Annotated in this window: 23 protein-coding genes; 9 read left to right on the top strand and 14 right to left on the bottom strand. The window is 33.6% G+C overall.

The window, feature by feature from the left end:
* Positions 1-7: 7 nt before the first annotated feature.
* The 4 genes from RK02_RS00495 to RK02_RS00480 form a co-directional block, all read right to left on the bottom strand.
* A complete protein-coding gene (locus RK02_RS00495; RefSeq protein WP_016182271.1) occupies positions 8-2,035 on the bottom strand; it encodes a DUF4357 domain-containing protein in 2,028 nt (675 codons plus the stop codon).
* A 282-nt stretch (positions 2,036-2,317) separates the two neighbouring features.
* Positions 2,318-2,839, bottom strand: a complete 522-nt coding sequence (locus RK02_RS00490; protein WP_016182270.1) for a hypothetical protein — start codon at positions 2,837-2,839, stop codon at positions 2,318-2,320.
* A gap of 2 nt (positions 2,840-2,841) precedes the next feature.
* On the bottom strand, positions 2,842-4,581 hold the full coding sequence (locus RK02_RS00485) for an N-6 DNA methylase (RefSeq protein ID WP_016182269.1): 1,740 nt from the start codon (positions 4,579-4,581) through the stop codon (positions 2,842-2,844).
* Between the two features lie 528 nt (positions 4,582-5,109).
* Positions 5,110-5,766, bottom strand: coding sequence for a redox-sensing transcriptional repressor Rex (locus RK02_RS00480; RefSeq protein WP_016182268.1), 657 nt, complete (start codon positions 5,764-5,766; stop codon positions 5,110-5,112).
* A 296-nt stretch (positions 5,767-6,062) separates the two neighbouring features.
* Between RK02_RS00480 and RK02_RS00475 the strand changes: the two genes are divergently transcribed.
* The 3 genes from RK02_RS00475 to RK02_RS00465 all read left to right on the top strand — a co-directional run bounded on the left by RK02_RS00475 (position 6,063) and on the right by RK02_RS00465 (position 9,016).
* Positions 6,063-8,009 (top strand): ABC-F family ATP-binding cassette domain-containing protein, encoded by a 1,947-nt coding sequence (locus RK02_RS00475; protein WP_016182267.1) that lies wholly within the window; start codon positions 6,063-6,065, stop codon positions 8,007-8,009.
* Entirely contained in the window at positions 7,996-8,379 is a 384-nt protein-coding gene (locus tag RK02_RS00470; RefSeq protein ID WP_016182266.1) for a nuclear transport factor 2-like protein, read from the top strand. Before RK02_RS00475 ends, RK02_RS00470 begins: the two co-directional genes overlap by 14 nt.
* A 130-nt stretch (positions 8,380-8,509) precedes the next feature.
* On the top strand, positions 8,510-9,016 hold the full coding sequence (locus RK02_RS00465; protein ID WP_016182265.1) for a methylated-DNA--[protein]-cysteine S-methyltransferase: 507 nt from the start codon (positions 8,510-8,512) through the stop codon (positions 9,014-9,016).
* A 297-nt stretch (positions 9,017-9,313) separates the two neighbouring features.
* Here RK02_RS00465 and RK02_RS00460 read toward each other — a convergent pair whose 3' ends face one another.
* Genes RK02_RS00460 through RK02_RS00450 form a run of 3 tightly spaced genes read right to left on the bottom strand, consistent with a single transcriptional unit; the run spans position 9,314 to position 11,712 of the window.
* The gene (locus RK02_RS00460; RefSeq protein ID WP_016182264.1) at positions 9,314-10,051 is read right to left on the bottom strand and encodes an ABC transporter permease; all 738 of its coding nucleotides are present in this window, start codon (positions 10,049-10,051) and stop codon (positions 9,314-9,316) included.
* A complete protein-coding gene (locus tag RK02_RS00455; RefSeq protein ID WP_016182263.1) occupies positions 10,048-10,797 on the bottom strand; it encodes an ABC transporter permease in 750 nt (249 codons plus the stop codon). Before RK02_RS00455 ends, RK02_RS00460 begins: the two co-directional genes overlap by 4 nt.
* Positions 10,798-11,712 (bottom strand): ABC transporter ATP-binding protein, encoded by a 915-nt coding sequence (locus RK02_RS00450; RefSeq protein WP_016182262.1) that lies wholly within the window; start codon positions 11,710-11,712, stop codon positions 10,798-10,800.
* A gap of 166 nt (positions 11,713-11,878) precedes the next feature.
* Between RK02_RS00450 and RK02_RS00445 the strand changes: the two genes are divergently transcribed.
* Both RK02_RS00445 and RK02_RS00440 read left to right on the top strand, forming a co-directional pair.
* Positions 11,879-12,592 (top strand): response regulator transcription factor, encoded by a 714-nt coding sequence (locus RK02_RS00445; RefSeq protein ID WP_016182261.1) that lies wholly within the window; start codon positions 11,879-11,881, stop codon positions 12,590-12,592.
* 1 nt (position 12,593) lies between these two features.
* Positions 12,594-13,934, top strand: coding sequence for a sensor histidine kinase (locus RK02_RS00440; RefSeq protein ID WP_016182260.1), 1,341 nt, complete (start codon positions 12,594-12,596; stop codon positions 13,932-13,934).
* Between the two features lie 129 nt (positions 13,935-14,063).
* Here the strand turns inward: RK02_RS00440 and RK02_RS00435 are convergent, their stop codons facing one another.
* The 7 genes from RK02_RS00435 to RK02_RS00405 form a co-directional block, all read right to left on the bottom strand.
* Positions 14,064-14,402, bottom strand: a complete 339-nt coding sequence (locus tag RK02_RS00435; protein ID WP_016182259.1) for a hypothetical protein — start codon at positions 14,400-14,402, stop codon at positions 14,064-14,066.
* 31 nt (positions 14,403-14,433) lie between these two features.
* Positions 14,434-14,712, bottom strand: coding sequence for a hypothetical protein (locus RK02_RS00430; protein WP_016182258.1), 279 nt, complete (start codon positions 14,710-14,712; stop codon positions 14,434-14,436).
* 338 nt (positions 14,713-15,050) lie between these two features.
* Positions 15,051-15,479 (bottom strand): hypothetical protein, encoded by a 429-nt coding sequence (locus RK02_RS00425; RefSeq protein ID WP_016182257.1) that lies wholly within the window; start codon positions 15,477-15,479, stop codon positions 15,051-15,053.
* A gap of 321 nt (positions 15,480-15,800) precedes the next feature.
* A complete protein-coding gene (locus tag RK02_RS00420; protein WP_016182256.1) occupies positions 15,801-16,874 on the bottom strand; it encodes an ABC transporter substrate-binding protein in 1,074 nt (357 codons plus the stop codon).
* Positions 16,871-17,713 (bottom strand): ABC transporter permease, encoded by an 843-nt coding sequence (locus tag RK02_RS00415; RefSeq protein ID WP_016182255.1) that lies wholly within the window; start codon positions 17,711-17,713, stop codon positions 16,871-16,873. Before RK02_RS00415 ends, RK02_RS00420 begins: the two co-directional genes overlap by 4 nt.
* Positions 17,710-18,519, bottom strand: a complete 810-nt coding sequence (locus RK02_RS00410; RefSeq protein WP_016182254.1) for an ABC transporter permease — start codon at positions 18,517-18,519, stop codon at positions 17,710-17,712. Before RK02_RS00410 ends, RK02_RS00415 begins: the two co-directional genes overlap by 4 nt.
* 11 nt (positions 18,520-18,530) lie before the next feature.
* Entirely contained in the window at positions 18,531-19,616 is a 1,086-nt protein-coding gene (locus tag RK02_RS00405) for an ABC transporter ATP-binding protein (RefSeq protein WP_016182253.1), read from the bottom strand.
* Positions 19,617-19,867: 251 nt separating this feature from the next.
* Here RK02_RS00405 and RK02_RS00400 point away from each other — a divergent pair, with 251 nt between their 5' ends.
* The 4 genes from RK02_RS00400 to RK02_RS00385 are packed head-to-tail and all read left to right on the top strand — an operon-like array spanning position 19,868 to position 22,810.
* Complete coding sequence (locus RK02_RS00400; RefSeq protein WP_016182252.1) at positions 19,868-20,863, top strand: YhdH/YhfP family quinone oxidoreductase; 996 nt, start codon at positions 19,868-19,870, stop codon at positions 20,861-20,863.
* Complete coding sequence (coaB, locus tag RK02_RS00395) at positions 20,860-21,618, top strand: phosphopantothenate--cysteine ligase (RefSeq protein WP_016182251.1); 759 nt, start codon at positions 20,860-20,862, stop codon at positions 21,616-21,618. The genes RK02_RS00400 and coaB overlap by 4 nt, the downstream gene beginning before the upstream one ends.
* Entirely contained in the window at positions 21,611-22,153 is a 543-nt protein-coding gene (gene coaC, locus RK02_RS00390; RefSeq protein WP_016182250.1) for a phosphopantothenoylcysteine decarboxylase, read from the top strand. Before coaB ends, coaC begins: the two co-directional genes overlap by 8 nt.
* Positions 22,154-22,174: 21 nt before the next feature.
* Positions 22,175-22,810 carry an ECF transporter S component gene (locus RK02_RS00385; RefSeq protein ID WP_016182249.1) on the top strand — a complete coding sequence of 212 codons (636 nt, stop codon included), beginning with the start codon at positions 22,175-22,177 and terminating at the stop codon, positions 22,808-22,810.
* Positions 22,811-22,856 lie beyond the last annotated feature (46 nt).

The raw sequence follows: 22,856 nt of genomic DNA, 5'->3' as shown, positions 1-22,856 counted from the left end.
TCTTTTTTCATAACGAATCATTGATAATCATTCCATCTGAATCTTTCCAGTATTCCCATCCATTTTTACTGCCCCCAAGAATCAATCCTGCAGCCTTTGAAACAGATGAGGCTAAATAATCTTGCACAAATTGAAGACCTCCTATAGTCTCTTCAACAATTCCCTTATCAATCAAATCCTGTATATCTTCATGAAACAAATTTGAACTATTATTCTTAACTTTTTGACTGATTTCCGAACCAGCATAAATGACAACAGTTTCATCTTCATTTAAATATCCTGTAGCTTTTACACCTTTGGAAGATAAGTAAATATTTCTATTTTTACTTTGCTCATAGTTTTCTTTTGAACGAAGATAAGGATACATCAAAATCAATTCTTCTATAATGTGGTTACTTCTTGATTCAATCGCTCCTTTATCCCAAGAATCTAAATCATGAATCGATTTATTCATGTGAATGTGTAATGTGTCCTCAAAAATCTTCTTTTTTGATTCAAAATCTTTATTTCCAGCTTTAGAATTATCAGGTTTACTAACTAAAGTTAAATTTCCAATTGTATTTACAAGCTCAGTATATTCCTCTCCAATAACACCAGCTTTTTCTTCCCAATACGGTGTACTTGCTTGCGGCATAATATGTTCAATGGATAATTCACTCATATCCAAGGTAGCACTATTACCTTTATTTTCAATTTTTTCAAGTAGCCACCTTGTCAGTCTCATTGCATAAGCATTCATATTTACAAATTTAGATTTTAGTGACTTATCCGTTGGAAGTGCCATATTATTCGATTGATTTTTCGTAACTAAAACATAAATGACAATATCAACAATATTTTCAAAACCATATTTTTCGGCATACTTTTTAACATTTTTCAAATATGTCGGAAAGGACTTTGAAACTCTACTTGTATCATCACCATTAAAATATCGTCTAATTTGATAAACATTAATCACTTTAATCACTTCAAAATACTGTGATTCAGTAATTTTTTGGTCATAATAAAACCATTCCGATAGCTCTAATACAAATGGTGCAGGCATCATACTTTCTATACTTTGGAAATCCTTTAGAATATCTAGATATTTTCCGGAGGGTGCTTTCAAATATAGTGAAGAAAAATAACCAGAATAACGTACTAACTTATCAAGTAATTCTTCATAGTTTAACTCATCTTGATTACGCCAATAATTTTTAAATGCTTGATACAATACATGCTTAGCAGAGTACTCCCCTGTCATTGCAGCAAGATAATATCTGAAAAAATCTTCCATCTCTTTTGAATTGTCAAATACTTCTTCAAGTCTTCGCCAATATTTTCGATATAGCGTAGTCTGTTCTTCGTTAGATTTATCCATCATAATAAAATTACGAATTAAGTCTGAGGCAGTTAACCTTTCACCAGTAGAATTAATACTCTCAAATATTTGTTGCGCATTGTCTCTATCTTCCAATTTGATATAGACAATGGTAAATCTTTTTAATGCATACAAGACTCTATCAAAACCATATTTATGAACCAATACTTTTAATTCAGACTGTAAATATAAGAAGTTCTTAACAATATTACTAGAGCTATTTTGATCAATTTCATCATAACGCCCTTCTGCAATTATCAAATAATCATTACCGTCCGCAACAGAAGGATACAATCTTTGACGATATTTGCTGCCTAATGGTTCAGAATAATTCTGAAGGTAAGTTTCGTCAATTTCTCGCGCACGGAATTCATTATCCGCAATTGATTTCATAGCATGAGCAATTAGAAACATTGTAACTATTCGCTGTTGTCCGTCTACAATCGAGCGTTCTGTTTTATATTCAATTACATTTTCTAAATAAACAACTGTACCTAGAAAATGCTGCTTTTGTTTCGTTTCATCCTCAATTAACCCCACTAAATCCTTCATTAATTGAATTAATTGTTTTTTTACAGTCCACGTATATTTTCTCTGATAAACCGGAATAACAAACTGTTTTCCCATAGCTTCAGGAATAAACTCATCTAATAATTTCCTAGGATTTGATTCCATAACAGTATTCACCACTCACCTATTTTTTATAGTTATATTTTATCATAAAAGGATATAATTAACACTATCATATAAACCGTTTTCAAACGTTTGTCATTGTATTTAAAAATTCAAATCACAACATCTACTTTTTCTTTTTATAACTAATCAAATTAATTTACACATATTTCATGCTAACTAAAATTCATTTCAAACCTATATTATTAAAAATTTTAGATACCTCCACTTACAGACTTACCACTAAATGAAATATTTTCATTTTACATCAAACCTTCTAACTGCTTATATAATATACTTTTCATCTATAAGCTGCTTTAATGCCTCTCTGAAATTTGTCTTTGAGATTTTTAACTCATTACTTGACTGCAGACGTATGACTCTAGGATATCCTTGTGATTTCTCCATTTCTATGATTACGCTGCTACTCTTGCCTTTTCCCTGAGAGCTATGAGGTGCTGGTCCAAATAAAACTACTCGATAGTTAGGATTGTACTGCAGTTTGTTGAATTCGTATTTTTGGATTTTTTTATAGTCCAAACAAAACTCAAAGCTATCTTTAGGAAGACCTAGCTCCTTTGCTACACCTAAAAACACTTTTTCTTTAATATCTGTTCCACCAATCACGACAATCTTTCCATTTGGATAGGAATTTAAATCTTTATCTCCTTGAACAAGATCAGACATACCACCCATGGCTAACCATTCTTCTAATCCGCCAGTCCGATTTAAGTTTGAGAGGATTGATGGTAAACGATACGTGATTTCATCTGTTAAATCTGATAATTCGGCAATTGATAATAACAAAATTATTCCTCCTCAAAAATCTTTTTCAAATCGTCTGTTGCTTTTTGTAGTCTATATCTTAATAATTTTATTTCATCGACTTTTGTTAGATATTTCTCGGCTACTTTATTTTGAAACGCTATACTTGGATTAGGAATCATCAATTTAGATAATTTAGAAATTGGTATATTAGCTATTACGGATCCAACTGATATTCTTGATAATGCAACAGTTCCTTGTTCACTCTCTAAATATGATTTGACATAGTATGGATTAGCCTTTGTTTCATCCAACTCAATAATATACAAATTACCACTTACCAAAATTTGTTGTCCTTCTTCCACATTAGACACAGCAACTTTTAATGAATTAACTGTTTTAGAAATAACCAATGAACGATTCTTTAAGCAATATTTTTTCTGCTTTTCATCAATCTCTTTCAAATAAGGCAAATCTTCATTAATCAAACCATCCTGAATATCCGTCAATTTTAAATAGCGATAAGGAGTTGGCGTGTCAGAAATCATTTCTTCAATTCCTGCAGCTCTCATTTGAATACCTCTAGTAATGTTTTTAATCAAACTTTCAAAGGGCACCCCATTTTTCACCTTAATTTCTGATTCCAAATATCTAACTGGATTGATAACATAGTCTTTTTTAGCGATTTCATCAATAGAGACCTTTTTAGAGTACTTACCATCAGAATCTAGCATAGTTAAAATTTCTTCAATGGTTTCATCTTTATAAGAATAGAATAATCCTCGATTATTAACGTCAACTAATTCTAATTCACTTGCATCAATAAATCTTACTGAATCAGATTTGTTTTTACTAAGGACTAATAAAACAGACCTAACACCTGCGTAAGGAGATACAATTTCTTTCGGGATAGTTATCGCAGCCTCCAATAGACCTAACTTGATGAATCTTTCACGAATTATTTTCAATCTGTCTTCGTCCCAAGTAATAGCATTTGGCGCATAAACTACAGCTTTACCATTTTCACTTAAATGATTCACCACATTCAAGATAAAATACCATTCCGTCCTAGAAGTTTTCGCTAGTTCTGGAATGAGTCCATCATCAAGTACTGCTTGTTTTTCATCATCTGATAAATATCTTGAGTTTAGGTTCCATGGATACTCACAAAAGATTTTATCGAATTTCTTATTTTTGGGAATTTCTAAAGCAGATCCTTGGACGATTTTAGCTTCGTTCTCAAAAAATGAAAGGATTATTTCAGAAATCACTTTAGGGTATGCTTTTGTTTCTACTCCATATAAAGTAGATTCATCATCTTGCATAGCTGTATATGAAAGGAAGCTACCCACACCACTGCATAAATCAGCCACATATTCATTTTTCGGATTTAAAATGCTATATGCTAATTTAACAATACTTTCTGGTGTGGCAATCTCTTTGGTATTATAAAACCCAGAATATGGATACCAAACTACTGTCGCTAATAAAGCATCCAATGATAATTCTTCTGCGATTTCTAATACTTTCGTCCAGTAAGTATCTGATGTTCTGTCTATCAAAAATAGTTGTTGTGATTCTGGTAATTTTCGTTCGATGTAGTTGATTAATTCTCTTTTAGTAGACAAATTTTCTTTTTTTACTAAATACGCAAGAAAGGCAGTTGCAAATATTTTTGCGTCTTCTACTTCTTCTTCAAAAACACTGTTAAGATGGTACTTAATCATTGAAACATATTTACTTAGATTCCCATACTCTCTGCTCTTTAAATCTTTAATATCCAAAACAATCTCTCCTTTTTAGGTTTTTCATAACCTTAATTACAAATAAATCATACCATCTGCTTTTTAGGTTGTCAATAACCTAAAAAATATTTTTAACCCTCTTCGCTAATTACCAATTTTTACTTCTCATAAAACAGTTGAATTAGCAAAAAAAGCCCTCCTATCTTTCAAGGAAGGTTGCTAAATCAGAAGTATTTTACTCATTTGGGTGTCTATCTTCTAATAAGTAATTTTCAATATCTTGAAAAAATGTTTTTATTTGAAATGGTTAAAAACATAGTTAGAAAATTGAAGTTATTTACATTCATGTTTAGTTTAATCTATTATAAACAGGCCAAATGAATATTATAAAAAAATTTTAATGCGCTAAGAAATTAACTAAGGAGAAACATAAAGACAATCAACCTATTCCCCTAAAATTATCCAAAAAAAGCCATCAGAAGCAAAATCTGATGGCAATAGGAATAAAGCTAACGCATTCAAACAAAACACGTTGATTTTCTGCAAGTTAATTTATTTTGATTCGGCTTAACTATGGATAAAAATATCAGATGGATTGTTATCAGAATTTAAGAAATAAATCAATGTTTGCAATTCATTCGTTAAATCTACATTTTGAATAATAACATCATCTGGGGCATTTAAGCGTACAGGCGTAAAGTTTAAAATTCCTTTGACTCCAGAATCGACTAAATCATTCACCACATCCTGTGATTTATCAGCTGGTACAGTTAAAATAGCGATATCGATTTCTTGAATCTTAACTTGCTCTTTCATATCGCTCATTGGGTAAACTGGTATACCATCAATAATTCGACCAACTAAATCTTGATTCACATCAAAGGCTGCACTAATGCGAATAGAATTACTATGGTGGAACTTATATTTTAATAACGCACTACCAAGATTTCCGACCCCAATTAAGGCAACATTAGTCATCTTATCTTCATTTAAGGTCACTGCGAAAAATAGCATTACTTCCTCGACATCATAACCGTAGCCACGTTTACCTAACTCACCAAAATAAGAAAAATCTCGGCGAATGGTTGCACTATCGACTTGGACAGCTTCACTTAGCTCCGTTGAAGAAACTTTCTTCTTACCGGCTTGGTGCAACATCTTCAAATATCTATAATAAATCGGTAAACGTTTGGCTGTTGCTTTAGGTATTTGTTTTTCTTTCACGATCTTTCTCCTCCAACTTGTGAATTGTTCACTATTTCCAGAGTTATCTTACCAAAGAGTCGCAATGAAAAGCAATTTATCTGCTCAAAATTCATCGTGATTTTCTCACAAACTCGTTTCATCAGTAACAAGGCAATTAAAACAGTAATATCTACTAAAAATTTTGCCAAAATCACGCCCTATTGTTCATTCAATTTGTTAATGAGTACTCTCTTTAAATACAAATAGCTTTTTCTTGGCTTTAAACTATGATAGACTGATAATGCAAATTTGTATTAAAGGAAGAGTAATAACACATGATTATATTACAAGCCAATCAAGTTGCTCGTTTATTCGGAGCAGATGTTTTATTTGAAAATATCCAAATGGAAATAGATAGTCATGCAAGAATTGCCTTGGTCGGCCGGAATGGTGCGGGTAAGTCTACCCTATTAAAAATTATCGCTGGTAGCGAACAACCTGATGCTGGTCAAGTCATTCGTAATAAAAATATCCGCCTGGGCTATTTGGCGCAAAATTCAGGCTTAGCGAGTGAAGAAACTGTATGGAATGAAATGCTCAAAGCCTTTGATTCCCTTCGACAAATGGAACAAAGAATGCGTCAGCTAGAAGTGGAAATGGGCCAAATTGATGTGACTAGCGCGCAATATCAAAGTTTATTAAAAGAATATGATCAAATTCAGCATCAATTCGCAGAAAACAATGGCTATGGCTACGAAAATGAGATTCGCTCAGTTTTACATGGCTTCCAGTTTGGTGCTGAATTTTACGAACAAGCAATTAATAATTTATCTGGTGGACAAAGAACGCGTCTAGCTTTAGCCAAACTACTTCTGCAAAAACCTGATTTATTAATTTTAGACGAACCCACCAACCACCTAGATATCGAAACACTTGCTTGGTTAGAGGGGTATCTACAAGCGTATCAAGGCGCATTGCTCATCGTTTCACACGACCGCTATTTCCTTGACAAGGTAGTTACCGAGGTGTATGAACTCAGTCGTCAAAAAATGCGTTACTTTAAAGGAAACTATAGTAAATATTTAGATTTAAAAGCCCAACAATTAGCGAGTGAATGGAAGGCCTACGAAAAACAACAAGAAGAAATCCAAAAACTAGAAGACTTTGTTGCACGAAATCTCGTTCGGGCTTCGACTACTAAAAGAGCACAAAGTCGAAGAAAACAACTTGAAAAAATGGATCGCTTAGATAAACCTCAAGGGGATGAAAAATCGGCCCATTTCCTATTTGATATTGAAAAAGCTTCAGGAAATGTGGTTTTACAGTTAACAGATGGTGCAATCGGCTATGAAGAGACGATCCTTAGCGCACCAATCGAGCTAGATATTCGTAAACAAGAAGCGATTGCCTTAGTTGGCCCAAATGGAATCGGTAAATCCACACTCTTAAAATCAATCATTGGCAAAATTCCCCTGATTCAAGGTCAACTCCATCTGGGAACCAATGTCAGTATTGGTTATTACGATCAAGGTCAAGCCGAGTTGAATGCCAACAAGACGATTTTACATGAATTATGGGATGAGCACCCTACCACTCCTGAAGGCGATATTCGTACCATTTTAGGTAGTTTCCTCTTTTCAGGTGAAGAGGTAGAAAAACCCATCGCTCTTTTAAGTGGCGGCGAAAAAGCGCGAGTTGCCTTAGCTAAGCTGTCAATGAATAAGGATAACTTTTTAGTTCTCGATGAACCGACCAACCATTTAGATATTGATAATAAGGAAGTCTTAGAGAATGCGCTGATTGATTATGAGGGAACCCTGTTATTTGTTTCCCATGACCGTTACTTTATCAATCGAATTGCTACCAAGGTGATTGAATTATCTGAAACCGGCAGTAAATTATATTTAGGCGATTATGATTATTATTTAGAGAAAAAACGTGAAGAAGCTGAATTAAAAGCCTTGTTAGAACAAGAAACGACGCAAACTAAGGAAGCCAATACAGCAGGAAAGCAATCCTTCCAACAAAGCAAGGAGCAACAAAAGCAATTACGCAGCTTGAAGCGTAAAGCGGAACAATATGAGCAAGAAATTGAAGCATTAGAGGAAAAAATAACTGAGCTTGAGCTAGCCATGACCTTACCAGAAAATTTAGCTAATCATCAGGCCTTAGTCGAATTAAACACCTCACTAGAAGCAGCTAAAGAACAACAAGAAAAGCTTTTAGAGCAATGGGAAGCAATTATTGGTGAACTGGAGGTTATTGAAGATGCTACAAATTGACAAACAGATGGAAAATATAAAAAAATATTTTACTAGTTGGCTCAATCAACATAACGAATGCTGGTCGCAAATATTTAGTCCCAATATTTACTATAGTGAATGCTATGGACCTGAATACCTAGGACTCAATCAGCTTAATCAATGGTTTGCTCAATGGAACGAACAAGGCAAGGTAGTAAAATGGGAGATAAAACAAATCTACCCAAGCAATCAAACGCTTATAGTGGAATGGTATTTTGCTTGCTATTTTAATGAGAAATATGATGAATTTAATGGCGTATCATTAATTACCTTTGATGACGAAAATTTAATCTGTAGTATCAAAGAATTTAAATCAGAGGCTAAGCATTATCAGCCTTTTCGCAACTAACTTTTAATAACTTGCTGATTTACTTTATTACAGAACCAGATTTTTGTAGTCGCACTACGACAATACTTCTAAATATAAATAAAGCATAAAAAAATAAATACCACTACTAGATAAAAGGAGGGCTTTTTTAATGCAATCTAAAGAACCTATTTATGTTCAGGACTTCCAAATCTCTTCTTTGCAGCTAACTTTAGGTGTCTCAGAACATGGTTTGTTGTTTTTAGCCCCTAGTGACCAACTGGTTAAAGAAAAACAGCAATACCTATGGCAACAGGATTTAGAAAAAACTGCTCCTTATGTGGCTGAATTTAGCCGATTATTGAGTCATGAAAAAAATAGCTTTGACTATCCCTTAGATTTACGTGGGACAGCTTTTCAGCAACGCGTTTGGCAAGAATTACAAAAAATTCCTTTTGGTCAAACCCTAAGCTATAGCCAAATTGCTCAAAATTTAGGTAAACCAACCGCCTTTCGTGCAGTGGCTAATGCAATTGGCAAAAATCCAATTTTCTTTATCATTCCCTGTCATCGAGTGATTGGTAAAAATGGACAATTAACAGGCTTTGGTTGGGGACTACCTTTAAAAGCACAAATTTTACAATATGAACAAATGAAGTTAGGACATGCAGCTAACTAAAATTGTTTATATAATAATATAAGGATAAAAATAAGATAACTTGTCATAGCCTTTGATATAAGGATATTCATAGACATAGCTACGCTTATTTTTATCCTTTTTTATTTCATTTGCTAATAGTCTACACTATTGAAAGTTTCACTACATACTAAAATATAAAATATTTAAAATCAATTAACAGGTGCTTTCTGCAAAACTAAACGAACAGCCTAATCGTAATGGTTCTTATAGCAAAGCGCTAATAACAAGCTCGTCTCTATTGCAATTAGCTTCTTTGGCCTTTAAAAAATTTGTCGTTTAAGCTTCTTTCCTTAATTCACGACAGGAAAGCCAATAAAATAAAAAAATATATAAGCTATTCACCATGAAAAAACGCAACGATTCTCTTATCGTAAACGGTGCACCACTTCTAGCATGCATGGCAATTTGGACTTGACTATAAGGGAAAAAATTAGTCAAATTTTTATTAATGAATAGAAGTATAAACCCTATTATCATGCCTAGTGTAGCAATACCTATAGATTTGCTCAAACTCTTTGTTTTCAAGGTAATAAAAAGTTGAGTAAAAATTAAAGTCATTGAAGCCACCGCAAAATTTAATAGCCATTGAAAAACTTGTTGGATTTCCTTAACTTGATAGGAAATATTAGCAAATTTAACTGCTCCGAAAAAAACAGCATAAAAAATAAGTTGTAGTAGAATAGTAATAAAAAATACATTAATCGCTTTAGCTAGAATCAACTTAGGCATGGAAAAGTTATTCGCTCGTAAGAAAGCTAGATTTTTCCTAGCAAATTCTTCACTCAATGCTAAATAGACAATGATACTAATCATGATTAAGAAAAAAAGTTGACTATAGTAAAAACTTAATTGTAGCCACAAGGCCATAAAACGCTCATTAGGTTGATACATGTTATAAGCTGCTCCAAAAAAAATTGCTAATCCAATAATTGACGAAAATAATATAAATATAATCCCAATTCCTAAAGAAGCAGCTTTTTTCAATTTTAGCCATTCAATAGTTAAGTAACTCATTCTATCTTCTTTCCTTTCATATTAAGTAAGTATCTCAATAAACTATATAATACAATCATATAAATAATATAAATTAGAAAATGGAAAACTATCTGCTGATTCATCTCCAAAATCACCTTACCAGCTACTACTTTCATATTGACTAATGATAGATATCTGATCCCTCCAAAAGGAATAATTAAACTGATAAATGAAGAACGATGGAGCATAAAACCTATAAATCCTCCAATAAAACCTGAAGCAATGACTAATTCCTGTTTTTTAATAAAAAGAGAAACCATTAAAAATACACACACTAATACAAAGATAAAAGAAAGATTGATTAAATTTTTAAATAATAATTCTTTAATTGACCAAGAAAGTTGCCCCATCTTAGCAACTAATAGCATAACCAATGATTCTAATAAAGAAAATATTCCCCCTACTATCATCGTTAAAAAAAGTTTACTCCAAAATATATTAGTCACTGATTGTCCATTTATAGCCATTAATTTCAGCGCATTACCTGAACGTTCAATTTCAAAAATTCTAGCAACAAAAACAGAAAGAAAAATAGGAAGCATCAGGGTTTCTACATCCAATACACCATAATAAATAATTCGCATATCGTGATATTGTGAAATACTACTATATTTTGTTAAAATAGCCATCATCCATAATAAAGTAATTCCTATAACTAAAAATGTTAAAAATAATGATTTACTTCGCTTCGTTTTTAGAAACTCAATCGCTACATCTTTTATCATCTAAATATCCCCTCTCGTTAACGACAAGAATATATTTTCTAAAGATTCTCTTTTTCTTACAACTTCATAAAATAAAATATTATTGTGAACTAACAGCTTTAATAAACTAGTGATTCTATCATTTTCAATATTTTCAATTTGTAAGGTTGTACTGGTATGTTTATATATTTCAATATTTTCTCTAGTAACTAATTCTGCTAATGATTCTCTGTTACTGAAATCGCCACGTATTTCAATCCATCGATTAGTCTGAATGTCTTCAATCTTTCCCTCGTATAGCATTTTCCCATGATGGATGATCCCTACACGGTCTGCCATTTGCTCAATTTCGGATAAAATATGACTAGATACAAGAACTGTTAAACCTTCTTTTTTGGCTAATTGAACAATTAGCTCCCTTATCTCTTGTATTCCCTGAGGATCTAACCCATTCGTTGGTTCATCTAAAATTAAAATTTCGGGCTTTTTCACCAAAGCAAAGGCTAATGCTAAACGCTGCTTCATTCCTAATGAATAATTTTTAACTAATTTTTTCTGATTAGAAGCTGTGTTTAATCCCACTAGATTTAAAGTTTCGATAATATTTTTTTTATCAAAATTTAAAATTTTTTGAAAAATTGCTAGATTTTCATAAGCAGTTAAATTGGGATAATAGGAAGGCTCTTCAATTACCGAACCGATTTTATTCAAATATTCTTTCGATTGATCAGAAAGTTCCCTCCCTAAAACGAAAATTTTACCAGCAGTCGGTTGAATTAAAGATAAAATCATTTTCATTGTGGTGGTTTTTCCCGCACCATTTAATCCAAGTAATCCATAAATCTCTCCTTGATATAAATGGAGCTTAGATAAATGAACAACCTCGACTTCATTATATTTTTTCACTACATTCTTCAAACGAATAATCTCTTTCATGGACCTATCACTTCCTAGAATTTTTATAATTGATAGACTAAGCATACTGTCTATGGATAAATTTCAGGTAAATACTAGGTTAAGCTTAGGTTAATATGAAAGATGTACCGATTTTTGTAACGATTTAATGTTATACTATGATTGGCTTAGACGAGGTGAAATGATTATGTATGAAAACAAACAATTATATGAAAAGAAAATACTCATTGTTGACGATGATCCAAAACTCAATCAAACCATCAAACAAATTTTAATGCTGAATGGTTTTAAACATTTAAGTAGTGCCTACACGCTTGCAGAGGCACTCGATTTATGGAAGCTAACACATTTTGATTTGATTATACTAGATATTATGTTGCCTGACGGAGAGGGCTATCAGCTAGCTAAGTATATTCGTCAAGATTCCGATATTCCAATAATCTTTTTAACTGCTAAAAATAATCCTGAAGATGAAATTTCCGGTTTAGCTTGTGGCGCAGATGATTATATTACTAAGCCCTTTTTACCTAAAAATCTTATTTATAGAATAACCGCTTTAATGAATCGTGTGTATAAAAACTGTATGAATAGCCTATACTTGAATGACACTACCTCTATTGACTTAACGAATGCTTTAGTCACTAAAAACAATCAGGAAGTGAGTCTCACACCCACTGAACTAAGAATATTACAAAAATTAATGACTAATCAAAATCAGATTGTTTCAATGGATAGCTTATTTGATGTTGTTTGGGGTGGAAATCACGTAGGCTACGACAAGATTTTGAAGGTACATATTCGCCATATTCGCGAAAAAATTGAAGATAATCCTTCACAACCTATTTTTTTAAAAACGATTAGAGGCCTTGGCTACAAATTAAATGTTATTCGGAGTGAATAAAGTGAAAAAGAATATATTTAAACAGATTATTTTAAAATTTATCCTCTCCTTTGTGCTTATCTTATTGATTAATTTACTGATTTTTACAATATGCGTACTGAATATCAAAAACAATCATAGTGTATCTGAACGCATAGACACTATCATGAATCATGTCAGTGTAACTAACTCAGCTATCACCCTAGATGAAAAAGGTCAGAGCTTGCTCAAGCAAAAAAAGCTTTGGTTGTTAGCTATAGATAACAAAACTGGAAAAGTCCAATACAGCTATCAAAAGCCCCAAGCTATTCCTAATCAGTATTTCTATACTGAGGTAGCCAAATTTTCAAGATATTATTTGAACGATTATCCAGTATTTACCTATGCTAAAGGTAATTATTTATTTGTTATCGGCTTTCCTAAAAATTCTTATGCTAGATATAGCAATAATTATCTATCAATTAGTATGATTAAAAAAATTCCTTTCATCTTTTTACTAACGATATTACTCAATTGTGCATATTTTATCCTACTCTATATCTATAGTAACTATAGATTAAGAAAAAAAATACTACCGCTTGTAAAAATGATTATGCAATTACCAAATGGACTCTCCTCATCCATTAAGCCAATCTATGGACTCGAAGAAATTATTCAGGCCTTAGAACAAACCGATAATAAGCTGAAAGAGGAACAAAAATTTAGACAGGATTGGATTGCTGGGATTGCCCATGATATTAAAACACCCTTATCGATTGTTCTGTCAAATGTAGCTATCGCCAAAGATTATGCCCACAACCCAGAGCTAAATAAATATCTCGATCCAATCCTAACAGAAACCTATTATATCCAAAACGTATTAAACGACTTAAACATCTTTGCGCGCTTAAATAATCAAGCTTGTTCGTTACAAAAAGAAAACATCTATATTCTTTCATTTATTAAAGAAGTCATCATTCAAATATTAAATCAAGAAATCTGGGAAAATATCGACATTGCTTTTCATGCAGAGGAAGACTTAAAAAATGTAAGCTTACAGCTAGATCCATTTTTATTCTCCAGAGTCATCCATAATCTTATTTATAATGCAATTTTACATAATCCAGATGGCTGTCAAATCACGATTTCATTAACTAAAATAAATGAAAAAATTTGCTTGACGATTTTAGATGATGGTATTGGGGTAACGAATGAACAGCTCAAACAACTGAACACCCTTGATGATCAACCGTTTGATATTGCCTTTATTCGGACCACTGGAATTGGTTTATACATTTCTAAAAAAATTATTCAATTAAATAATGGACGGATGGTTCTCTCGAGTAAATACAAAGAATTTTTTAAAGTAGAAATCTTTTTATAATTATCCTTTAAAAATTTTTCAGCTACAAACAATAAAGCAATCACTACTTTATACCCATTGTACAAAGTAGTGATTGCTTTTATACTTACTTATTTATTCGCTTCCTAGATTGATTTTACCGCCATTACTTTATGCTAAAAGAAACTGAATAAGCACCACGATTAGCAATAATTCTAGTCCTAACCAAATACATTTTCCTAACCAATGATAAGGATTGATGGTAATGCCTACTCCCAATGCTTTGGGTACAAACAGTGGACCCTTTGCCCCAATTCCTTTATAACTCATTTTAGTAAAAAGATAACCCACCAATGTAAGTAGCGCTGTTAATAGAATGGCTACTCCACCAAAAATCTTTGTAAATAACAAACTTTTGAAAATAGTAGCGATAAATAGCAAAACTAAAAAAACGAATAACAATAAAACGAAGCTTATCGCAATATTTTTCATGTTTTTCATTTTTTCCATTTTTCACACCTTCTTTAAAGAGAAAAATACACTATTCATTTAAATACATGCCTACTCCAAGCAGAATCAACGCAGCTAAGCAAATGATAGCCCCTGTAACATATAGCAATCGTTTATTTTCCTTACTGTCAACGTTAGGATTAGCAATCAACAAAATCCAATCGTACTTCTTAGCAATGATCATTCTTGAATCAATCAATAACAAAATAAAAGAAAAAAGCAGAAAGAAAAGGCTCAAGCTAATCCAATGAGTTAACTGTAAAATAATTAATAAAACGATAATGAGCAGATAAGCTATTTTTTCTATCACGCACTTGCCACCTCTTTTCTGCTTGATAAGATTGATGATCGGCCATCATAGCTGCAACTGAATCATACACCTTTTTGATTATCATTACAATACATTGATTATTTTAGATGTTAAAAAAAAGCAGGAAGATTGATACGATCATCTACTGATTGCATTGATTAGCTAACGCAGCATGCTCCTCCCACTTTTCAAAAAAGTTTGTTTCATAATCATTATTTTATAGGATGCAGCACGCTGAAGCATCCTTTGTATTCCTAAATGCCAAGCCTTGCCTTTTCGTTTCATACAATAGGTAAACCTCCTTAACTAAGGCACCATAATCCCTCAACCTTTTAACGCTACTTTTTTATTGTAAGAATATATAACTTGTTTTTTAAAAAGAATAGAGTAATCCCAATATAAAGTATCCATATCCCAGGAAGTAATATCACCGAAAACAAATGATTTGTAATATACTGTCTAATAGAAGAGATTCCCATAATTGCAATGAATATGATTGTAAGAACTAGCATCAGACTGGTACAAATTAACCAAGTGGTATTGAGCTTATATTCAAGATAAAATTCTCCATCTTCATTTATTTTGAGGCGATTACTTCTAATTCCCAAAAAATCTTTAACATAAACTTCAGCCAGTGCTTCTTCTGTTTTAAATTGGTTATCAATCAAAGTACCAATTTTCCCTTTAACCTTTTCATTAATCACAAAATATTTTGGGCTCCGATCATCAATAAAAGTAAGATTTCTTTTTACATGAATCGTCTTCATAAGATTTACCCCCTTTTTCTTTAATTGTAACATAGATAATTATTCATTAAATTTTTCTTATTCACTTTTTAACATTTATTTAATTGTGAGCTACCATGAAAATTGGCTAATAAAAAAGGCAACTAGTTATCTCTTTATCATAAGAGAGCTTTGGTGCCATCTACTACTTTGTAACGTTATTCCGATATGCACATACCCACGACAAAGGTCGCAAGCGTGTGCGCATTGTTCAATCAAGATGCAATTTTTGAGGTTTAGCCTACAAAAAAGGATTTAGCTACGAAAACGTAACTAAATCCTCCAATCTCGCTATTTATTCACTTATTTTCGATACATTTTTAGCTCTAAGAAGAGATCATTATAAATTCCTAGGTATTTTGCACCTAAGTTATCATAAACCTCTAAGTGCTTAATTAAATCATCAGAAGGATAAAATTGCTTATCGCTAGTGATGTCTTTTGGTAAAAGCTTCATCGCTGCTTTATTCGGTGTTGAATAACCGATGTATTCGGCATTTTGCGCGGCGTTTTCTGGTTTTAACATAAAATTGATAAAGTCATAGGCGCCTTGGATATTTTTAGCTGTTTTAGGAATGACCATGTTATCAAACCATAAATTAGAACCCTCTTTAGGAATGACATAATGCAGATGTTCATTTTCATACATCATATCCGCAGCTTCTCCAGAAAAGGTCACAGCCACCGCACTTTCTTCATTGGCCATATACATTTTGATTTCATCCGCAACAATTGCCTTAACATTTGGCGTTAAGCCACGCAGCTTATTGACTGCTGTCTGTAGCTGTTCGTCATTTTTGCTATTTAAAGAATAACCTAAGCTGTTAAGCCCTAAGCCGATGACCTCTCTGGCACCATCAATTAACATAATTTTATTTTTAAATTCTGGTCGCCATAAATCATCCCAAGATTGAATTTCATCGGCTTTGACAAACTTGTCATTGTACACAATGCCCAATGTTCCCCAAAAATAAGGAATTGAATAACGGTTATTTTTATCAAAGCTTAAATTCAAAAAGCGTGAATCAATATTCTTTAATCCAGTGATTTTGCTATGATCTAAAGGAATCAATAAATTTTCTTCCTTCATCTTTTGAATCATATATTCACTTGGAATGGTAATATCATACGCAGTTCCACCTTGTTTGATTTTCGTAAACATCGCTTCATTAGAGTCAAACGTTTCATAGTTGACTTTATAGCCATATTCTTTTTCAAACTTTTTGATTAAGGCAGGATCAATATAATCGCCCCAGTTATAGACATTTAAAACCTTCGCACCAGCCATCCCACTAGATTTTTGTAATTGATGGACTCCAAAGGCCAAAACTAAAATAATGACCACAATCCCAATAAATAATGATTGAAGTTTTCTCATCGTAGTTTTGTCACCTCCGATTGCGCTATATTGGCTTTTCTGCCTTTTTTACTCGTGTTATCTTTACTGATGAAATAATAACCAACTACTAATACCATCGAGAAGATAAAGACTAATGTACTTAGCGCGTTGATTTCCAAGCTAATTCCCTGTCTAGCACGTGAATAAATTTCCACTGATAAGGTACTAAAGCCATTTCCCGTTACAAAGAAAGTCACCGCAAAATCATCTAGTGAATACGTAAATGCCATGAAATACCCGGCAATAATCCCAGGTGATAGATACGGTAAGATAATTCGCAGTAAGACCTGACGATAATTGGCCCCTAAATCTAGGGCAGCACTAATCATTGTATCATTCATTTCTTGTAATTTAGGTAACACCATCAAGACTACAATTGGAATACTAAAGGCAATATGTGAGAGTAAAACACTGAAAAAGCCCAGACTAAAATTACTAAATAGACTACCTAGCATGGTAAAAAAGATCAAAAAGCTCGCACCAATAATAACATCTGGCGATACTAATAAGATATTATTCATACTGAGTAGCGTAGTTCTTGTTTGTCGTTTCTTACTGTAATAAATGGCCATCGCACCAAAAGTACCGATTATCGTCGCAAATAGTGCGGATAAAAAGGCCAGCAAGAAAGTGTTTAGCACAATAATAATTAAGCGAGTATCGGCAAATAAGGTTTGATAATGTTCCCAAGTAAAGCCAGTAAACTTATTCATCGTGCCTCCCTTATTAAAGGAATAAAAAATCAAATAAAAAATAGGCACATATAATAAAACAAAGATAAAGGCTAGATAAATGCGTGAAAGCAGATGCTTCTTCATTTCTTCATCCCTCCCTTTCTCTTTTCAGCAGTCAGTAGCATGACAATAAACATCGCAACAATTAAGACAACACCAATGGTTGAACCCATTCCCCAGTTTTGTGTCACTAAGAAATGCTCTTCAATTGCCGTCCCTAAGGTAATCACTCGGTTTCCACCAATCAAACGAGTTAACATGAATAAAGAAAGCGAAGGAATAAAGACCGCCTGAATCCCACTTTTCACACCATTTAAGGATAATGGAAAAATCACACGTCGAAAGGTTTCAAAGCTATTGGCACCCAAGTCACGACTTGCATTGATTAAAGACGGATTAATTTCCTCTAAGGCATTGAAAATCGGTAAAATCATAAACGGTAATTCAATATAGGTGGCCACCGTCATAAAACTAAAATCAGTAAATAATATTTGAACCGGTGCAATCCCAAATAAAGATAAAAATTGATTGATACTACCGTGAATACCAAAAATTCCGATAAACGCATAGGCCTTTAGTAATAAGTTAATCCAGGTTGGCAGAATAATCAGTAATAGCCATAAATCTTTATGTTTTAATTTGGTCAAAAAATACGCAGTTGGATAACTAAAAATCAAGGTAGTTAAAGTAATTAAAAAGGCATACCACACTGAATTTAATGTCATCGTCAAATATTTTCCCGATGCAAAATAATTGGCATAGTTTGCTAGGGTAAAATGACCATTCATATCAAAAAAGGATTGATAGATAATCAGCAATACCGGCGCGATGACGAATAGAACCAACCACATAACATAGGGAATTGCATAAATTCGCTTTAATTTTGTCACTTTACAACCTCCTATTCTTCATAGCTTTCTAAGCGAGCATCAAAGTCTTCCTCTGATTCGTTAAAACGCATGACATGAATATCTTCAGGTTCAAAGAATAAGCCAATTTTACTACCCTCTTTGGCTTTACGTGTAGAATGGACCATCCATTCATTACCCTGCTCATCGTAGCAAATAATTTCATAATGCACGCCTCTAAACAATTGCGTGTCCACTTCTACCACTAATTTTCCTTTATCTGCTGTCGTCAAGGTCAAGTCTTCTGGACGAATCACAATTTCGACTGGTTCATTCGGACGCATGCCACCATCGACACAATCAAATTGCTTGCCGACAAACTCAACACGATAGTCCTCTAGCATCACACCGTCAACAATATTACTTTCACCGACAAAATCAGCGACAAAATGATTAATCGGTTCATCATAAATGTCTACTGGTGTGCCGCTTTGAACGATTTCGCCTTTATTCATCACAAAAATCTCATCACTCATCGCTAAGGCTTCTTCTTGATCGTGAGTGACAAAAATAAAGGTAATCCCTAGGCGCTGTTGTAATTCACGTAATTCATACTGCATATCTGTCCGTAATTTTAAATCCAAAGCAGATAGTGGCTCATCTAATAATAAAACTTTCGGCTCATTGACAATCGCTCTAGCAATCGCCACCCGCTGACGTTGACCCCCAGACATTTCGCTGATTTCACGTTGTTCATAACCAGCCAATTGTACTAAACGCAAGGCTTCTTTCACCTTTTGTTCGATTTCATTTTTGGGTAATTTCTTTATCTTCAAGCCAAAAGCGACATTTTCAAATACATTCATATGTGGAAATAAAGCATAATCCTGAAAGACGGTATTTACTTGGCGTTGATTGGCTGGAATATCATTAATGCGTTTGCCTTCAAAATACACATCCCCCTCGGTTGCATCCGAAAAGCCTGCGATAATTCGCAAAATAGTAGTTTTCCCACACCCAGAAGGTCCTAATAAGGTGTAAAACTTACCAGCTTCTATTTCAAAACTGATGTCTTTTAAGATTGTCTCATCATCATAGCGTTTCACCACATGATGAAATGAAATAATTGGTTGACTCATTTTTTCTCCTCCTTAAAAGCATTCAGTGCCTTAGCTAGACACAATCCGTGCATGATAGCATACTTATTAAGCATAGGGCTTTATTAGCTAAATTACAAGTAAAAAAACTTGTTTTTTACTATCTTTTTATCGTCCTTTCACCTTTTCTCACCTGTTTTTACTGAAAAAAATAAACAAAAAGCATCCGTTTACACTTCAACTTATGTTATGATATAGGAAATATATGCACGCAATAATCGGAGGCGTATTTCATGGAAAAAAATTACACCTATCTTGCTGTCGAACAAGATAATGATACAGTCATAACTAAAATAAAAACGGCCCAGCGTCCGCATCTATCAGAAGGCTACGTTCGGGTAAAAGTCCACTATTCTAGTGTGAATTATAAAGATGCGCTTGCTTGTCAAAAAAACGGTGGCGTTATTCGTCAATACCCGATGACTCCTGGGATTGATTTAGCTGGCGAAATCATTGAAAGTACAACGGATACTTGGCCCGTTGGTAAGCAAGTGATTGCTACGAGCTATGGCTTGGGTGTTAGTCAACCAGGAGGCTTTGCAACTGAACAAATCGTTCCTATTGAATGGTTGGTAGCTTTACCTGAAGGATTTAGCTTAAAGCAAGCAATGATTTTAGGAACAGCTGGCTTTACGGCGGCATTAGCGGTAAACGCCTTAGAACAACACCAATTAGCAAAAACAGCACCGATTGTCGTTACGGGAGCTACCGGTGGTGTAGGCAGTATCGCTTGTGCTTTATTAAGTGAGCGAGGCTATCAAAACATCATCGCCTTATCACGTAAAGAAGACAGCGATTGGCTATATCAGCTAGGGGTAAAGTGTATCGAACATTCGAGCCAATGGATTCCTGAAAAAAGCAAACCATTAGCCAAACAAAAAATTGCTGGTATGATTGATACTGTCGGTGGAGAATTATTAAGTGCTTTAATTCCACAAATGCATTATGAAGGCGTGGCTTGTCTTTGTGGCAATGCAGGTGGTATCCAACTAACTACCACTGTTTTACCGTTTATCTTGCGAGGCGTACAATTAATCGGCATCGATTCTGTACAAACACCCATGCCTAAACGCCAAGAAATCTGGCAATGGTTGGCAAAAAATCAACAAATCATTGAAAAACTAACCATTCAAACAAAAACACTTGGTGAAATTCCTCAAGTAGCCCAGGACTTACTTGCTGGATTACATCAAGGACGTACATTGATTCAAATGGAGATGAAGGAATGAATATTTTAATTACGGCTGGTGGCACGAGTGAAGCAATTGATCAAGTAAGAGCAATTACCAACCATGCCACTGGTGCCTTGGGGCTCGCCTTAATTGAGCAATTTCAACAAAGCGCTGTAACTATTGATTATGTCACAACCGCTACTGCCTTGAAACCAAAAAAACAAGAGAATCTAAACATTCATCTAGTGAGTGATACCCAATCAGTCGAGCAATGTTTACAAAAACTCTTGACTACTAAAAAATATACTGCGGTCATTCATACAATGGCTATTAGTGATTTTGCCTTTCAAGCTGCACTTCCTATTGAAGCCTTGTTAAGCAAATTAAATCTACGTTTGGCCACTAATCAGCAAAATTTTTCTATGGAAGAATTGCTTGAGCTTTTAGCAGATGAACAAGTAGATGCCAATAAAAAAATTGCTTCCAATACTGAGCAATTGATTTTAACCTTGAATAAAACCCCTAAAATTATTCAAAAAATCAAGGATTGGCAGCCAACAACCTGTTTATTCGGTTTTAAATTATTAGCCAACGTTAGTAAAGAAGAACTTTTGTCTGTAGCTAAAGAAAGCCTAAAGAAAAATCGCGCGGATTACGTGATTGCCAATGATTTAGCCAATATCAATGGCCAGAAGCATCTCGCCTATTTACTCAATCATAAAGGCGAAATTCTACAACAAGCCGATAGTAAAGCAAAAATTGCTGAAATGATTTATCATCAATGGCAAAAGGAGGTTGCAAAGCATGAATAAAAAAACGATTCTTTTAGGAATTACTGGCAGTATCTCAGCATATAAGGCTGCTGATTTAACCAATGAATTAACCAAGCTGGGCTATCAGGTCGATGCGGTGATGACTAAAAATAGCCAGCAATTTATTACCCCTTTAACCATTCAATCACTATCGAAACGTTTGGTGCATACAGAGGTCATGTTTGAACCTTCACCTGATAAAATAAATCATATTGAATTAGCCAAACGATCAGACTTGTTCTTAGTTGCACCGGCTAGTGCCAATATCATCGGTAAATTAGCTAATGGGATTGCAGATGATTTGCTATCTACCTTAGCTCTAGCTCTAAAAGCAGATACACCTAAATTTATTGCGCCTGCGATGAATACGCAGATGTATGCCAATCCAGTGGTGAAAAAAAATCTTGCCTATTTAAAAGATATTGGCTATCATGAAATCATTCCACGAAAAAGCCTATTAGCTTGTGGAGATTATGGTCAAGGTGCTTTGGCAACGGTCGAAACAATTATCGAACAAATTAGCCAAGCATTGTAAAAACTAAAAGGAGTCTTTCCGTTGAAAAAAAACAATACCTTTCAATTTGTATTAACTGCCCTATTTTTAGGAATTATGATTTTACTGGCTTCTGTACCATTTTTAGGATTTATTCCTATCGGTCCTTTAAATGCAACAACCATGCATATTCCGGTTATTATTGGTTCAATCGTCTTAGGTCCAAGAATTGGTGCACTATTAGGTGGTAGTTTTGGAATTATTAGTTTAATTCGTGCAACTACAATGCCTAGTGCTTTATCTTTTGTTTTTTCGCCTTTCATTCCAGTTATCGGTACGAATCATGGAAGTTGGAAAGCTTTAATTGTCGTATTAATTCCTAGAATCTTAATTGGGATTGTACCTTATTATGTTTATCAACTTTGTCAAAAAGGCTTAAAAAATAAAGTACAGCCAATTTCCCTTTTTATCGCTGGATTATCCGGTGGTCTAACCAATACCATTTTGGTAATGAATTTTATCTATTTTCTTTTCCAAAAAGATTATGCTCAGGTAATTGGTAAAGGTGGTCATGCAGTTTATGCCGCTGTCAATGCTGTTATCTTGACCCAAGGCATTCCTGAAGCGATTGTTGCGGGAGTTTTTACCTCAGCAGTTGCAGCTATTCTTTTAAAATTAATGAAAAAACAAACGAACTAGTGACCAGCTCACTAGTTTTTTTATTGACATTTGATTAAATATTTGC

Source organism: Enterococcus columbae DSM 7374 = ATCC 51263 (assembly GCF_000406925.1).
GTDB classification, from domain to species: Bacteria; Bacillota; Bacilli; order Lactobacillales; family Enterococcaceae; genus Enterococcus_E; species Enterococcus_E columbae.
The sequence above is the reverse complement of the archived record's forward strand: the minus strand, read 5'-3'. Positions and strand labels throughout refer to the sequence as shown.

Coding starts and splice junctions, on each gene's coding strand:
- RK02_RS00460 (WP_016182264.1), bottom strand. CDS start 10,051: ATGAGTTACTTAACTATTGAATGGCTAAAATTGAAAAAAGCTGCTTCT.
- RK02_RS00495 (WP_016182271.1), bottom strand. CDS start 2,035: ATGGAATCAAATCCTAGGAAATTATTAGATGAGTTTATTCCTGAAGCT.
- RK02_RS00475 (WP_016182267.1), top strand. CDS start 6,063: ATGATTATATTACAAGCCAATCAAGTTGCTCGTTTATTCGGAGCAGAT.
- RK02_RS00450 (WP_016182262.1), bottom strand. CDS start 11,712: ATGAAAGAGATTATTCGTTTGAAGAATGTAGTGAAAAAATATAATGAA.
- RK02_RS00405 (WP_016182253.1), bottom strand. CDS start 19,616: ATGAGTCAACCAATTATTTCATTTCATCATGTGGTGAAACGCTATGAT.
- coaC (WP_016182250.1), top strand. CDS start 21,611: ATGAATAAAAAAACGATTCTTTTAGGAATTACTGGCAGTATCTCAGCA.
- RK02_RS00420 (WP_016182256.1), bottom strand. CDS start 16,874: ATGAGAAAACTTCAATCATTATTTATTGGGATTGTGGTCATTATTTTA.
- coaB (WP_016182251.1), top strand. CDS start 20,860: ATGAATATTTTAATTACGGCTGGTGGCACGAGTGAAGCAATTGATCAA.
- RK02_RS00415 (WP_016182255.1), bottom strand. CDS start 17,713: ATGAAGAAGCATCTGCTTTCACGCATTTATCTAGCCTTTATCTTTGTT.
- RK02_RS00435 (WP_016182259.1), bottom strand. CDS start 14,402: ATGGAAAAAATGAAAAACATGAAAAATATTGCGATAAGCTTCGTTTTA.
- RK02_RS00445 (WP_016182261.1), top strand. CDS start 11,879: ATGTATGAAAACAAACAATTATATGAAAAGAAAATACTCATTGTTGAC.
- RK02_RS00455 (WP_016182263.1), bottom strand. CDS start 10,797: ATGATAAAAGATGTAGCGATTGAGTTTCTAAAAACGAAGCGAAGTAAA.
- RK02_RS00465 (WP_016182265.1), top strand. CDS start 8,510: ATGCAATCTAAAGAACCTATTTATGTTCAGGACTTCCAAATCTCTTCT.
- RK02_RS00470 (WP_016182266.1), top strand. CDS start 7,996: ATGCTACAAATTGACAAACAGATGGAAAATATAAAAAAATATTTTACT.
- RK02_RS00425 (WP_016182257.1), bottom strand. CDS start 15,479: ATGAAGACGATTCATGTAAAAAGAAATCTTACTTTTATTGATGATCGG.
- RK02_RS00400 (WP_016182252.1), top strand. CDS start 19,868: ATGGAAAAAAATTACACCTATCTTGCTGTCGAACAAGATAATGATACA.